The 14,199-nt window shown below is 71.5% G+C and carries 10 protein-coding genes; 7 read left to right on the forward strand and 3 right to left on the reverse strand.

The window, feature by feature from the left end:
- The first annotated feature begins 7 nt into the window (after positions 1-7).
- Together ACF06X_RS11475 and mltG are read left to right on the forward strand one after the other, a co-directional pair.
- Positions 8-1,891, forward strand: a complete 1,884-nt coding sequence (locus ACF06X_RS11475) for an ABC transporter ATP-binding protein (RefSeq protein ID WP_392287027.1) — start codon at positions 8-10, stop codon at positions 1,889-1,891.
- 287 nt (positions 1,892-2,178) lie between these two features.
- Complete coding sequence (gene mltG / locus ACF06X_RS11480; RefSeq protein ID WP_392287028.1) at positions 2,179-3,090, forward strand: endolytic transglycosylase MltG; 912 nt, start codon at positions 2,179-2,181, stop codon at positions 3,088-3,090.
- 24 nt (positions 3,091-3,114) lie between these two features.
- Here the strand turns inward: mltG and ACF06X_RS11485 are convergent, their stop codons facing one another.
- Positions 3,115-4,176, reverse strand: coding sequence for an NAD(P)-binding domain-containing protein (locus ACF06X_RS11485; protein ID WP_392287675.1), 1,062 nt, complete (start codon positions 4,174-4,176; stop codon positions 3,115-3,117).
- 144 nt (positions 4,177-4,320) lie between these two features.
- Here ACF06X_RS11485 and ACF06X_RS11490 point away from each other — a divergent pair, with 144 nt between their 5' ends.
- Positions 4,321-4,743: a YjbQ family protein gene (locus tag ACF06X_RS11490; RefSeq protein WP_392287029.1), complete on the forward strand. Its 423-nt coding sequence runs from the start codon at positions 4,321-4,323 to the stop codon at positions 4,741-4,743.
- A gap of 217 nt (positions 4,744-4,960) precedes the next feature.
- Here ACF06X_RS11490 and ACF06X_RS11495 read toward each other — a convergent pair whose 3' ends face one another.
- Both ACF06X_RS11495 and ACF06X_RS11500 read right to left on the reverse strand, forming a co-directional pair.
- Positions 4,961-6,148, reverse strand: coding sequence for a helix-turn-helix domain-containing protein (locus ACF06X_RS11495; protein WP_356886610.1), 1,188 nt, complete (start codon positions 6,146-6,148; stop codon positions 4,961-4,963).
- 88 nt (positions 6,149-6,236) lie between these two features.
- A complete protein-coding gene (locus ACF06X_RS11500; protein WP_392287030.1) occupies positions 6,237-6,419 on the reverse strand; it encodes a hypothetical protein in 183 nt (60 codons plus the stop codon).
- A gap of 236 nt (positions 6,420-6,655) precedes the next feature.
- Between ACF06X_RS11500 and ACF06X_RS11505 the strand changes: the two genes are divergently transcribed.
- The 4 genes from ACF06X_RS11505 to ACF06X_RS11520 all read left to right on the forward strand — a co-directional run bounded on the left by ACF06X_RS11505 (position 6,656) and on the right by ACF06X_RS11520 (position 14,185).
- On the forward strand, positions 6,656-7,612 hold the full coding sequence (locus tag ACF06X_RS11505; RefSeq protein WP_392287031.1) for a DUF3068 domain-containing protein: 957 nt from the start codon (positions 6,656-6,658) through the stop codon (positions 7,610-7,612).
- A 334-nt stretch (positions 7,613-7,946) separates the two neighbouring features.
- Positions 7,947-9,140 carry a glycosyltransferase family 4 protein gene (locus tag ACF06X_RS11510; protein WP_392287032.1) on the forward strand — a complete coding sequence of 398 codons (1,194 nt, stop codon included), beginning with the start codon at positions 7,947-7,949 and terminating at the stop codon, positions 9,138-9,140.
- A 64-nt stretch (positions 9,141-9,204) separates the two neighbouring features.
- On the forward strand, positions 9,205-9,882 hold the full coding sequence (locus ACF06X_RS11515; protein WP_392287676.1) for a class I SAM-dependent methyltransferase: 678 nt from the start codon (positions 9,205-9,207) through the stop codon (positions 9,880-9,882).
- 22 nt (positions 9,883-9,904) lie between these two features.
- Entirely contained in the window at positions 9,905-14,185 is a 4,281-nt protein-coding gene (locus ACF06X_RS11520) for an alpha-(1->3)-arabinofuranosyltransferase family protein (protein WP_392287033.1), read from the forward strand.
- Positions 14,186-14,199: the final 14 nt, after the last annotated feature.

The following is a 14,199-nucleotide window of genomic DNA, read 5'->3' on the forward strand; positions in this document are numbered from 1 at the left end:
GGAGCCCATGCACCCCCACGAACAGTCCACCTGGACACCCCCCGCGCGCGATCCCGCGCAGCCGGAAGAACCGGCCCAGATGCGGCGCATGCTGCGGCTCTTCCGTCCCTACCGCGCCCGGCTCGCCGTCGTCGGCCTGCTCGTCGCCGCCTCGTCGCTCGTCGCGGTCGCCTCGCCCTTCCTCCTGAAGGAGATCCTGGACACCGCGATCCCGCAGGGGCGCACCGGGCTGCTCAGCCTGCTCGCCCTCGGCATGATCGCCACCGCCGTGATCACCGGCGTCTTCGGCGTCCTCCAGACCCTGATCTCCACGACCGTCGGCCAGCGCGTCATGCACGACCTGCGCACCGCGGTCTACGCCCAGCTCCAGCGGATGCCGCTCGCCTTCTTCACCCGCACGCGCACCGGCGAGGTCCAGTCCCGGATCGCCAACGACATCGGCGGCATGCAGGCGACGGTCACCTCGACCGCCACCTCCCTCGTCTCCAACCTCACCGCCGTCGTCGCGACCGTCGTCGCGATGCTCGCGCTGGACTGGCGGCTCACCCTCGTCTCCCTGCTCCTGCTGCCGGTCTTCGTCTGGATCAGCCGCCGCGTCGGACGCGAGCGCAAGAAGATCACCACCCAGCGCCAGAAGCAGATGGCCGTCATGGCCGCGACCGTCACCGAGTCCCTCTCGGTCAGCGGCATCCTGCTCGGCCGGACCATGGGCCGCGCCTCCTCGCTCACCACGTCCTTCGCCGAGGAGTCCGAGCGCCTCGTCGACCTCGAAGTGCGCTCCTCCATGGCCGGACGGTGGCGGATGTCGACCATAGGCATCGTCATGGCGGCCATGCCCGCGCTCCTCTACTGGGCCGCGGGTCTCACCCTCCAGGCGGGCGGACCGGCCATCTCGCTGGGCACCCTCGTCGCCTTCGTCTCGCTCCAGCAGGGCCTCTTCCGGCCGGCCGTGAGCCTGCTCTCCACCGGCGTGCAGATACAGACCTCCCTCGCCCTCTTCCAGCGGATCTTCGAGTACCTCGACCTTCCGGTCGACATCACCGAGTCCGAGGACCCCGTCCGGCTGGAGAAGATCAGCGGCGAGGTGGCGTTCGAGAACGTGGACTTCGCCTACGACCCCGAGGCGCCCGGCCGCGCCACGCTCGCCTCCATCGACGTGACCGTCCCGGCCGGCGGCAGCCTCGCCGTGGTCGGACCCACCGGTTCCGGCAAGTCGACGCTCAGCTATCTGGTGCCGCGGCTCTACGACGTCACCGGCGGCCGCGTGCTGCTCGACGGCGTCGACGTCCGCGACCTGGACTTCGACACCCTCGCCAGGGCCGTCGGCGTCGTCTCCCAGGAGACGTACCTCTTCCACGCCTCCGTCGCCGACAATCTGCGCTTCGCCAAGCCGGACGCCACCGACGAGGAGATCGAGGCCGCCGCCCGCGCCGCGCAGATCCACGACCACATCGCCTCCCTGCCCGACGGGTACGACACCCTCGTCGGCGAGCGCGGCTACCGCTTCTCCGGCGGCGAGAAGCAGCGTCTGGCGATCGCCCGCACCATCCTGCGGGACCCGCCCGTCCTCATCCTCGACGAGGCGACGAGCGCCCTCGACACCCGTACGGAACACGCCGTCCAGCAGGCCATCGACGCGCTCTCCGCCGGACGCACCACCATCACCATCGCCCACCGCCTCTCCACCGTCCGGGACGCGGACCAGATCGTGGTCCTCGAAGCCGGCCGGATCGCCGAGCGGGGCACCCACGACGAACTCCTCGCGCGAAACGGCCGGTACGCGGCCCTGGTGCGCCGGGACGCGCGCAGCGCGCGGCAGACCGCGAACGGTGAAGACGACCAAGGTGACGAACACACGAACGTGGGAGCGGTTGTTCCCCAGAACGTGTGATCGTGCCGTCTTTCGTTGCTCAACTCCCGTGTGACGGATGATGATTACGGTGCGCAAGCGACGGGCTGCAGACCGCGACCGCGTAGTCCCACACATTCATCCGTACGAGGAGAAGCACCACCATGAACGTCATCACCAACCTGCTCGCCGGCGTCGTCCACTTCCTGGGCTGGCTCGTCTGACGATCGCAGTGCCACGGCGCCGCCGGACCCCCGTCCCAGGGGACCGGCGGCGCCGCCGCGTGCGGGCTCCGCGGTTTCGCGCGTGGACCGGGTTAGCGTGCGCCCATGACGTACCGGATCTGGCAGCCCGAACACCGTCGCCGCCCCCGGATCACCCGCCGCCCCCGGATCACCCGCCGCGGCCGGACCACCCGCCGCCCCCGGATCACCCGCCGCGGCCGGATCGCCCTGCTCGTGGGCGCGGTCCTCGCGGTGGCCGCCGCCGCCGTCACGATCCCGCTGCTGCTGCGGAACGAGCCGGAGCCGGCCGTCGAGAAGCCACGGAGCCTCGTCATCCCGGAGGGCTGGCGGGCCGGTCAGGTGTACGCGGCCGTCGACCGCTCCCTCGGCCTCCCCGAAGGCACCACCCGCGCCGCGGCCGCCCAGGCCACCGCGCCGGCCCTGCCCGCCGAAGCGGCCGGCAACCCCGAGGGCTACCTCTTCCCCGCGACCTACCCGGTGCTCTCCTCGACGACCCCCGAGAGCCTGCTTCGCTACATGGTCGACACGGCGAGCAAACGATTCGGCGCCGGCCGCGTCGGCGCGGGCGCCCAGGGCAAGGGCCTGACCCCGCACCAGACGGTCGTCGTCGCCAGCATCGTCCAGGCCGAGGCCGACACCCCCGAGGACATGGGCAAGGTCGCCCGCGTCGTCCACAACCGGCTCGCGCGGGGCATGGCCCTCCAGATGGACTCGACCCTGAACTACGCCCTGGCGCGCTGGACCGTGGACACCACCCACGAGGACACCAGGCTCGACAGCCCGTACAACACCTACGAGCGCACCGGTCTGCCGCCCACGCCGATCGGCAACCCGGGGGAGGAGGCGATGAGGGCGGCCGTCGAGCCACCGGAGGGGGAGTGGCTGTACTTCGTGACCGTGCGGCCCGGTGACACCCGCTTCACCGCCGACTACGCCGAACATCTGGTGAACGTGTCCGAGTTCAACGCCGAGCGGCGCGCGGCGAAGGCGGGATGAGCGCGGGGCTCTTGTTCCGGAGGCTCAGGCGGTGACCGCCGGCTCGCGGGCGAGGAGGCGGCGGATCTCGGTGACCGCCGCCCGGCCGGCCCGGTTGGCGCCGATGGTCGAGGCCGAGGGGCCGTAACCGACCAGATGGACGCGCTCGTCCCGTACCGCGCGCGTCCCTTCCACCCGGATGCCGCCGCCCCGCTCGCGCAGCTTCAGCGGGGCCAGGTGGTCGATCGCGGCCCGGAAGCCCGTCGCCCACAGGATCACGTCCGCGTCCACGCTCCGGCCGTCGGCCCAGACCACACCCGTCGGGGTGATGCGCTCGAACATGGGCTCGCGATCCAGGACGCCGCGCGCCCGCGCGTCGCGGATCGCGTCGGTGAGCGGGAGGCCGGTGACCGAGACGACGCTCTGCGGCGGCAGCCCCCGCCGTACCCGCTCCTCGACCATCGCGACCGCGGCCCGGCCCTCCATCTCGCCGAAGGGACCCTCGCGGTAGACAGGCTCCCGCCGGGTCACCCACGTCGTCTCGGCGGCGACCTCGGCGATCTCCATCAGATGCTGCGTCCCGGACGCGCCGCCGCCCACCACGATCACGCGCCGACCGGCGAACTCCTGGGGGCCGGGGTAGTTCGCGGTGTGCAGCTGGCGGCCGCGGAACGTCTCCTGACCCGGGTAGCGGGGCCAGAAGGGCCGGTCCCAGGTGCCGGTCGCGTTGATCAGGGCACGGGTGGCGTAGCGTCCCTCCGACGTCTCGACGAGCAGCCGCCCGCCGTCGCCCTCGCGGACCGCGGAGACCTCGACGGGCCGGTGGACACGCAGGTCGAAGCGCTCTTCGTACGCCGTGAAGTACGCGCCGATCACCTCGGAGGACGGTCGGCGCCCGTCGGCGCCGGTCAGCTCCATCCCGGGCAGCGCGTGCATGCCGTGGACCTTGCCGTACGTCAGGGAGGGCCACCGGAACTGCCAGGCGCCGCCCGGGCGCGGGGCATGATCGAGGACGACGAAGTCCCGGTCCGGTACGAGACCGGTGCGGCGCAGATGGTGGGCGGCCGAGAGCCCCGCCTGCCCGGCGCCGATCACGACCACGTCGATGGTGCGTACCGTCTCCGTCTCAACCCCGAAATCGTTCACATTTCTACTAACGAGGACGGGGTGGCGGATCTTCCCGTACCGGATCTTCCCCGGGAGGCCGGTGTCATGGTGTGAGAGGACCGCTCGGTCGGCCACCATGGAGGCATGAGCCATGGATTCGAGACCCGCACGCTGGACGTCACCACGGGGGCATCAGAGACGGTCTACGACCTGACCCGGGAGTGCGCCTCCTTCCTGGAAGAGGTCGCGCAGGGCCGGGACGGACTCCTGAACGTCTTCGCGCCACACGCGACCATGGGAGTGGCGCTGATCGAAACCGGAGCGGGGAGCGACGACGACCTGCTGACGGCCCTTCACCACCTGCTCCCCGCCGACGAGCGCTGGCAGCACCGCCACGGAAGCCGCGGCCACGGCCGCGACCACGTGATGCCGGCCATCGTCCCGCCCCACGCGACGCTCCCCGTGATCGGCGGTGAACTGGCGCTCGGCACCTGGCAGTCGGTGTGCCTGGTGGACACCAACAAGGACAACCCGGAGCGTCAGGTGCGGCTGTCGTTCCTCGGATAGCGGTGCGTACCGCGGCATCCCAGGTCGTGTCCGGAAGGTCCCGCCGTCCGCCCGGAGGGCGCGGGGTGCGCGGCAGCGGCTCGGCTGTGCGGCGACTGGTCGTTCTGCGGCACGCCAAGAGCACATGGCCCGGGGGTGTGCCCGACCATGACCGCCCCTTTGGTCCACGAGGTCTTCGCGACGATGCCGGCGTTGCCGCGCCGTACCGCGTCATGGGTCAGTCGGGCGGCGGGACGAGGTCTCCGCGCAGCCGCCGGGTACGGAGCACCAGCTCCAGCTCGAAGCGGCGATCCGGGTCGTCCAGGTCGTCGCCCCACAACTCACGGAGCTGCCTCAGCCGGTAGCGCACGGTCTGCGGGTGGACCCCCAGCCGGGCGGCCACCTCCGGGGCACCCCCGCGCGTTTCCAGCCAGGCCAGCAGCGTCTCGGCGAGGCGGTGTGCGTGCGCCGGGCCACCGGACTCGTCCAGCTGCGCCAGCCTCCGCCGGGCGAGATCGTCGATCAACTCACTCGCGGGCAGCAGCACCAGGGCTTCGACGTGCTCACCGCAGTGCAGCAGCCGCCCTCGCGGCAGCAGGCCCTGCTCGATCATCCCGACGGCGGCCTCGGCCCACCGCAGCGACGTGACGGCCTCCGCCACGGGAACCGACGGGCCGATCGCGCCGGACCAGCCGGCGACCGCCCGGTCCAGCAATTCCGCGCGTCCGGGGGCGTCCGGCTCCGGTACGACGAGGCGCGGCCGCTCGCCCTCCATGTCGACCAGCACCTCCTCTCCCACGGCAGGGGCGACAGCCTCCGCGGCGGGGCGAAGCAGCACGGCCACCGCCACCTTCTCGGGCAGCTGCCAGCCCACGTCGGCCGCACGGTCGGCGAGGAAGGCGGACGGATCCGAGCGGTGCTCGGCGAGCAGGAGATCGACGAGAAGACGTTGCAGACGCAGCCGCTCCCCGGCCTGGCGGGCGATGGCTTCGGCGTAGCCGCGTACCGACTGGGCCACCATCACGTCGAGGTACTCGAAGGCGGACTCGGCGAGCTCGTACATGGCCGAGGACGGAATTTCGGCCTGCTGGCCGATCTCCGCCATGCGCCGCCAGGAAAGGCGTACGCCCAGCCGGTAGATCCCCTGCAGGGAGTCCAGACTGCGCCCGTGAGCGACCTCACCGCGCCCGAAGTCCCGGAACACCTCGGGAATTTCGCTCGGCCGGTCCGAGCCCCTGGTCATCTGCTCCACGAAGAGCTCCAGCGCGTGCCGGATCGCCACCAGGGCCTTCGGCTCTCCGGACTCGTCGACGGTGAACACGAGGCCCGGGTACTCCCGCCGGATCGCGGCGAGGATGTCCTGTGCCAGCTCCGGGACCTGCTCCAGGGCCCGGTCGGCGAACTGCTGAATCCGTTCTTGTGGCACGTCGCGCCACGCTGACGAGGCTTCCAAACCACCGCTCCTGGATGTCCGTCTTCATGAGCTCGGTCAGCCGGGCCTGCACAGGCACAAACTAGCCCGCGCCGGGGCCAGGTGTGCTGGAGGGCCCTTGGGTGGGCGGGTCGGGGAATGTGACGAGCGGCACATTCTGCTGCTCGGGTGTGGCGTCGAGAGCGGCGACGATGCCGAAGGCGGCGCCGGTGGCCAGAGCGGCGGCGGCGACGCAGGTCAGGAGGGCGGCGAGCAGTCTGGACATGAGGATGATCGGCCTCTCAGTCGATGAGGTCTGTCACCCAGCGCGCCGGCCCGGTCCGGCGCGGTCAGTATGCGAGGCGCATTGACAGGTGGTCAAGCTCCACCTAGCTTCGCCGTTCACAGCAGAGTTACTACCGGGTAAGTCGCTCATCGCTCCGGACAGGCTGTGATCCGTGCGCGCGCCCGTCCCGCACCGCCCCGAACTCCCGCATCTCGCGTCCGTATCGGAGTACCAGAATGCGTCGTTCAATATCACCTTTGTCCCTGATTCTGCTGGGTGCCGGTGTCTTTCTGCTGGTGTTCACCCAACTGCTCGCCTGGTACGTGGAGCCGCGCGCCAAACGCACGCCGACCGATACGGTCTCCACGACGGTCTTCGCAGGTCGGGGCAGCTACTTCGACACCGGGTCCGTTTCCACGGTGGACGACCAGACGATCACGATCACCCGCCGGGTGCTGGGGGACGTCGCCGCCGGTGAGCGCAGCGGAAACGCGATCTGGGACGTGTCCACCCAGATCGACACGCCGAAGACGCTGCCGCTGGCCGACCCGCGGAAATCCCTGCAGTGGACCACCGAACGCTGGGTGACCGACCGCCGGACGAACCTCCCGGTGCACTGCTGCGAGGAGAAGCCCGGATTCGAGGGTGAGGCGTACCTGAAGTTCCCGTTCGACGTCGAGAAGCGTACGTACACCTGGTGGGACAGCACTCTCGGTGCCACGGTGCCGCTGGCGTTCGACAAGGTCACCAGGGTCGACGGGCACGAGGGCTACCGCTTCGTCGGCGCCGTCGAGGCCACCGCGACGGGCGCCCGGCTGGTGCCCGGCAGGCTGGTGGGCAGTAAGGAGCCGGGGCAGGTGCTGGCCGAGGAGTGGTACTCCAACGCGGGGATCGAACTGACCGTGGACCCCCGAACGGGGCGGATCATGAACGCGGTGATCGCCCCGACGAAGACGCTGCGGGCCCCGGGTTCGAAGAAGGACGCGGTCACTCTGCTGTCCAGCGAGCGGCTGGAGTTCACCGAGGCGACCCGGCGTGAGCAGGTGAAGCTGGCTTCCGCGGACAGCGGCCGGCTGGAGCTGCTCGGCGAGACCGCGCCCCTGGCGGGCGGGATCGCGGGAGGTCTGCTGGTCGCCGCGGGCGCTGTGCTGCTGATGCGGGGCCGCCGACAGCCGCAACACTCAGATGAGTGATGAAACAGGGTCTGTCGAACGGCTCGAACTTGTCACCGGCGTGAGTAGCGGGACGAATCGCTTGAACGAACACTGACGTTACCCCTCAGTAAGACCAGTGTTTCCCGGTGGAACCGGCTCTGACCCCAGGGTCTCCCGCCGTACTGGTGCCGGACAGGACACCCTCACGTCCAGGTCCGGCACCGCAGCACCCGCAAACCGCTGTACCCGCAAACCGCTGTACCCGCGAAACCGCTGTACGCGCACACCGAGCTCGGCCCAGCGCTTCATCCCCGGAAGCCCGGCAGTCCCCCCACCCGCCTGCGTCACGCAGCCCCCGAGTTGGAGCACCTCTATGCCCCAGCGCGCGTCCGCCCTGGCCTCCGGCCAGAAGGACTCCCTTTCCCGTCCCGCTCAAGCCCTCACCGGTTCTCTCCCCTCCCCCCAGGCGCCTCTGCCGCGCCGGATCACCTTCCTCGCCCGCCGCGACGTGGCCAACCGTGCCGCCGGTGGCTCGGAACTGCTCATCGACCGGATCGCCGACGGTCTGACCGCCGGCGGCCACGAGGTCACGCTCGTGTGCGGCGGCCCTGCCGCGGCACGCGACTACCGGGTGGTCTCCGCGGGAGGTGACGCAGGTCACTTCCTGCGCGCCAGGGGGACCTTCGCCCGCGAGGTCGGCGACTGCGACCTGCTCATCGAGGTGTGCAACGGCATGCCGTACCTGGCGCCGCTGTGGCACCGCGGACCGACGTTGTGCCTGGTCAACCACGTGCACACGGATCTTTGGCAGATGCGCTACCCGGGCCCGGCGGCACGGCTCGGACGGAGGCTGGAGCACTGGGCACTGGCAGGCACGCACCGCGACAACCTGATGGTGGCCGTCTCCGAGTCCACCGCCTCCGGGCTGCGCGGCATCGGCGTGGCCGCGGACCGCATCCGGATCGTCCACAACGGTGTCGAGGACCCCGGCCCCCCGCTGCCCGAGGCGAAGGAGCCGCTGTTCCTGGCAGTCGGCCGACTGGTCGAGTACAAGCGCATCGACCTGCTCCTCAGGCTGTGGGAGCGGGTCCGCCCCGTCACCGGCGGCCGACTCGTCATCGTGGGCGACGGCCCCGAACGGGAGCGGCTCGAAGCCATGGCCGGCCCTGCCGTGACGTTCGCCGGACGGGTGTCGGAGGCCGAGAAGCACCGGCTGATGTGCGAGGCGTGGCTCCTGCTGCACCCCTCCCTCGTCGAGGGCTGGGGTCTGGTCGTCACCGAGGCGGCCGCCCGGGGCACCCCCGCGATCGGTTTCGACATACCCGGCCTGTGCGACTCCGTCGAGGACGGGGAGACGGGGGTGCTCGCCCGGGGCGAGAGCTCCTTCGCCGCCGCGTGGTGCGCCCTGTCCCTGAGTACCGAACGGCGCGCGGCCATGGGACGTGCCGCCGCGCAGCGCGCCAAACGCTTCCGCTGGAGCGCGACGGTCCGTCAGTTCCAGGAGGTCGCCGCCGAGGCCGTGGCCCGCGCCGCCCTCCGGGAACGTGGCAGGAGCGGCCGTGGCTGAGATCGCCGAACGTGGATTCAAGGACCCGTCGCTGAGACGGTCGGCCGCCCTCTTCCGGGCGTTCATGCGCGAACCCAGCGACCCCGAGCGGTGCTACACCCTGCTGGCCCGCGACTCGGTCGCACAGGTGGCACGCCATGTCGACCTGGCCGGCAAGATCGTCGTCGACGTCGGCGGCGGCAGCGGCCACTTCACCGAGGAGTTCCGCCGCCGTGGCGCGCAGAGTTACCTCTTCGAGCCCGACCTGCGGGAGCTGAGCGCCCGCGGCCCGGTCACCGAGGACGCGGTGCTCGCCGACGGGTATCTGCTGCCGCTCGCCGACGGGGTGGCGGACGTCTGTTTCTCGTCCAACGTCCTTGAGCACGTGTCGGACCCGCAGACCTTCATCAGCGAGATGGCACGGGTCACCCGCCCCGGCGGGCTGATCTACCTGTCGTTCACCAACTGGCTCTCCCCCTGGGGAGGTCACGAGACCGCGCCGTGGCACTACTTCGGGGCCGACCGGGCCCGCGAACGCTACGAACGGCGCACCGGCCGCCGGGCCAAGCACACGCTCGGCGAGAACCTTTTCCCCGTCCACATCGGCCCCACCCTTAAGCACGTCCGTGGCCGCGACGACGTGCAGATCGTCACGGCGCGCTCCCGTTACTGGCCGTTCCTCGCGAGCACGATCACCCGCGTGCCGGGACTCCGCGAGATCGCCACCTGGAATCTGCTGCTGATTCTCAGGCGAAGCCCATGAGCATGCGAAGCGAGGAACGGTCATGACCACCACGGTCCAGGCGCCCACCTGGGTGCCGCAGCCCGGCCCGACGCCGTCGCAGGCGTCCGGCGAACCGCGCGGACGACGCCTGCTGTTCGGCTTCTGGGCCGTCGTGCTGATGTCGTTCCTCGCGGTGTCACCGGGGAAGATGACGTTCGAGACCAAACTCGGCGTCGCCCTCGACCCCTGGCGCTTCATCGGCGACCTCGGTTCGCTGTGGAACGGCAACGTTGGCCTCGGCGGCATAGCCAACCAGTACGTCGGCTACGCCTTCCCGGCACTGCCCTACTACGCGCTCATGGACCTGCTCCAGGTGCCGGTGTGGCTCGCCGAACGGCTCTGGCTGTCGATCATCGTGACCGCCGCCTTCTGGGGCGCGCTCAGGCTCGCCGAACGGCTGAGCGTGGGGACGCCCGTGTCCCGTGTGCTCGGCGCCGTCGTCTACGCGCTGTGGCCCACCTTCACGATCGTCATCGGATCGACCTCCGCCGCCGCGCTGCCCGGTGCCCTGCTGCCCTGGGTGCTGCTGCCGCTGACATCCGCGAAGGCGAGCCCCCGGACGGCCGCCGCACGCTCGGCGCTGCTGATCCCCTTCATGGGCGGCGTGAACGCCGCGTCGACACTGGCGGCGCTGCTGCCCGTGGGTCTGTACCTGCTCAGCCGCCCGCCCGGCCGGCGCCGGCGGGCGCTGCTCGGCTGGTGGATACCGGGCGTCGTCCTGGCCACCGTGTGGTGGGTGGTGCCGCTGCTCCTGCTCGGCATGTACGGCGAGAACTTCATGCCGTACGTGGAGCAGGCCGACACCACCACCGCCACCATGTCCGCGACCGAGCTGCTGCGCGGCGCCGGCAACTGGGTGGCGTACCTGAACTTCGGTGAGGCTTGGCTGCCGGCCGGCTGGACCGTGGCGACCTCCGTCGTCACCGTTCTCGGTTCTGCGTTCGCCGCGGCGCTCGGGCTCGCGGGCCTGGCCCGGCGGGACCTGCCGGAGCGCCGCTGGCTGATGCTGACCGTCCTGGCCGTCGTCCTGGTCGCGCTCGCCGGGTACGGCGGTGCCTTCGGCGGTCCGATACACGGTGTCGTCCAGGACTGGCTGGACGGGCCGCTGAAGCCGTTCCGCAACATCTACAAGTTCCAGCCGGGCCTTGCCCTCGCGCTCGCCCTCGGACTGGCCCATCTGACAGCCGTGCTGTCCGAGAGCCGGGGATCTCGCGCGCGGCGCGGTCGCCGCTGGGTGCCCGCGACCGTGGCGGTGCTCGTCCTGCCGGGTCTGGCGCTGCCGTACGTCAACGGCTCGATCCTGCAGCCCGGGGCGTTCACCAAGCTTCCCACCCACTGGGACAAGGCAGCCGACTGGCTGAAGGACAACGCCCCGAACAGCCGGGCACTGGTCGTACCGGCGACGGCGCACGGCATCTACACCTGGGGATCCCCCATCGACCAGCCCTTCGACGTGCTGGCCGAGACCCCCTGGGCGCAGCGTGACTTCGTCCCCTTCGGTACTCCCGGCGCACGCCGTATGGCGGACGCCGTCGAGCGGGCGCTGCTGTCGGGCTCCGAGGTTCCGGGCCTTCAGGCGTACCTGGCACGGGCCGGCATGCACGAGGTGGTCGTCCGCAACGACCTCGACCCCGATCAGATCGGCTACGTCCCGCCGCAGACGGTGAAGCGCACCCTGGAGTCGTCCGGCTACCGCAAGGTCACCGGGTTCGGCCCGCTGGTGACCGGCGGACGCATCGCCGCCGACACCCCGCTCCAGGTGCAGGGGCTCTACCCGCGGCTCCAGGCCGTGGAGATCTACGAGCCGCGGGACCGCCACGCGCGGCCCGACAGGGTCGGTCTCTCCGCCGTGGCCGACACGGCCGTGGTCAGTGGCGGACCCGAGGCGCTGCTCCAGCTGTCCGCCGATCCCTCGATGACCGAGCGACCGGCCGTACTGGCCGGGGACGGTCTTCCCGAGGGCCTCGTCGCGCCGGTGAAGGCGGTCGCGGACGGGCTGCGTCGAGCCGACACCCGGTTCGGTCTGGTCAACAACAACACCTCGTACACGTACACCGCCAACGAGCGCAATCACTCCGGCAGCCTGCAGAACCCGGGCGAGAAGCCCAAGCAGATCCTGCCGGCGGAGGGCACCGATCATCAGACGACGGCGGTGCTGCGCGGCGCCGAGGCCGTGACGGCCTCCAGCAGCGGCAACTGGCTGTTCCACCTGCCGCAGTACGACCCGGTCAACGCCTTCGACGGCAACCCGGACACCGCGTGGGCCGAGGGCAGCCCGGGCGAGCCGGCCGGACAGTGGCTCAAGGTGGAGTTCTCCCGGCCGACCGCCGTCCCGGCCTCCCTCCAACTCACCCCACTGCCGGGCGACTCGATGCGCGCGGCGCCCACCCGGGTGCGGATCGAGACCGACCGTGGTTCGGCCGACAGTCCCCTCCAGACGAACGGCCTGCCGCAGACCGTCAAGGCTCCCGCCGGCGAGGCCTCCTGGATGAAGATCACCATCGTCGGCGCGCAACAGGCGCGCCCGGGCCTCTCCGGTGCCGGGTTCTCCGAGGTGTCGATCCCGGACGTGCAGGTGACGCGCATGCTGGCGCTGCCTGCCGACGCCGAGCGCACCGACGCGGCGGCGAGCGTGTACTCCCTGCACCGCGGCACCGACGCCGGCGGCCTGTCGCCCGTCTCCGCCGAGGTGGGACTGCACCGGCGGTTCAGCACCGGGGAACCGGGCGAGTACGAGGTGTCGGCGCGGGCCGTCGCCGTGCCCGGAGCGGCGCTGGACGAACTGCTCGACCGTTCCGCCCCCGGATCGAAGAACCGGGTGACGGCCAGGGTGGACTCCATCAGCCCCAACGGCGCACACCTCAGCGCCCGCAACCTGGTCGACGGTGATCTGACGACCGCGTGGATCGCGGGCGACCGGCCCGTCGTCCACTTGAGCTGGCCCAAGAAGAGGAAGATCGACGAGATCGTCCTCGCGCCGGCCGGTGGGGTGTCCACCCGGCCCGAGCAGGTGATGATCAGCTCCCCGCACGGCGCCGCGGTGGCCGACGTCGACGAGAACGGACGGGTCCGCTTCGCGGCGATCGAGACGAATCGGCTGGACATCACCATCAGCAGGGTCGCCCCGCTCACCGTCCACAACCCGGTGGCGAACGCGCAGTTGCAGTTGCCGGTCGGGCTGAGCGAGGTGCACGTTCCCGCACTCGCCGACCTGCGGGTGCCGCGGGCGAAGCCGTCCGCGCGCTTCTCGCTGCCGTGCGGTCAGGGCCCGGACCTCGCTGTGGGCGGTGTCCTGCACAAGACGAAGGCCTCCGGACTCGTCCGGGACCTCACCGAACGGCGCCCCGTCACCGTCGCCCTCTGCGCGGGGAAGGAGAAGGACGGCACCCTGGAACTTCCGTCCGGCGACCACGAGGTGGAGGCGGGTGACGCGGGCCCGCTGGCGATCACCGACGTCACGCTGACCCGGGGCACCCCAAGGGAACTGGCCGGAGCGGCGGGTCGCGAGGCCACCGTCACCCGGTGGACCGACGACAGCCGGACCGTCTCGGTGTCGGCCGGCTCCGGCGAGGCCACCTACCTGCGGACGTACGAGAACGCCAACGACGGCTGGAAGGCCACCCTGAACGGCACGGAGCTGAAGCCGGTACGCCTCGACGGCTGGCAGCAGGCCTGGGTGATCCCGGCCGGCGCGTCCGGCACGGTGACCATGGAGTTCGAGCCCTCAGGGCCGTACCGGACAGCCCTGATCGGCGGTGCGTTCGCGCTCCTCGCCCTGGTCGCCCTGGCCTTCGTGGGCCGTCGACGTCACGACGGTGGGACCGACGAGGCGCTGCCCGAGCCGTCGCCACCGGGGATGCTGCTCGGAGTGTTGGCGCTGACCGCGGTCGTCGCGGTGGCGGCGGGGCCCCTGGCCCTGGTCGTGCCCGTACTCGCCATGGCGGCACGGCTCCGGCCGGCCCTGTTGGTCCCGACCGCGGCGGCGGCGATGGCCGGAGCGGGCCTTGTCGCGGCCTTCGGTGCCGGAGAGCCGGTCGCCACCGGGGCGGGCTCGTTCAGCGGCTTGGCGCAGGTGCTCGCGTTGGTGGCCCTGTCCGCGGCGCTGGTGACGGCGGTCGGGCCGGCGTCCGTGGCCGCCGGGCGGGGGCATGGCGACCCATACGAAGACGACGATTCCGACGCGCCGGAAGCCGGACCAGTGGTCACGGCCAGGGCGAGTGGCACCGGCGACGGGCACCGGCCCCCGCCGCCCCTTCGGCCGGAAGGCGGTGGCCCCTCGTGATCGCGCTGTGGAAT

This window comes from Streptomyces sp. NPDC015346 (genome assembly GCF_043078785.1).
GTDB lineage: Bacteria > Actinomycetota > Actinomycetes > Streptomycetales > Streptomycetaceae > Streptomyces.

Coding starts and splice junctions, on each gene's coding strand:
- ACF06X_RS11475 (WP_392287027.1), top strand. CDS start 8: ATGCACCCCCACGAACAGTCCACCTGGACACCCCCCGCGCGCGATCCC.
- mltG (WP_392287028.1), top strand. CDS start 2,179: ATGACGTACCGGATCTGGCAGCCCGAACACCGTCGCCGCCCCCGGATC.
- ACF06X_RS11490 (WP_392287029.1), top strand. CDS start 4,321: ATGAGCCATGGATTCGAGACCCGCACGCTGGACGTCACCACGGGGGCA.
- ACF06X_RS11500 (WP_392287030.1), bottom strand. CDS start 6,419: ATGTCCAGACTGCTCGCCGCCCTCCTGACCTGCGTCGCCGCCGCCGCT.
- ACF06X_RS11505 (WP_392287031.1), top strand. CDS start 6,656: ATGCGTCGTTCAATATCACCTTTGTCCCTGATTCTGCTGGGTGCCGGT.
- ACF06X_RS11510 (WP_392287032.1), top strand. CDS start 7,947: ATGCCCCAGCGCGCGTCCGCCCTGGCCTCCGGCCAGAAGGACTCCCTT.
- ACF06X_RS11515 (WP_392287676.1), top strand. CDS start 9,205: ATGCGCGAACCCAGCGACCCCGAGCGGTGCTACACCCTGCTGGCCCGC.
- ACF06X_RS11520 (WP_392287033.1), top strand. CDS start 9,905: ATGACCACCACGGTCCAGGCGCCCACCTGGGTGCCGCAGCCCGGCCCG.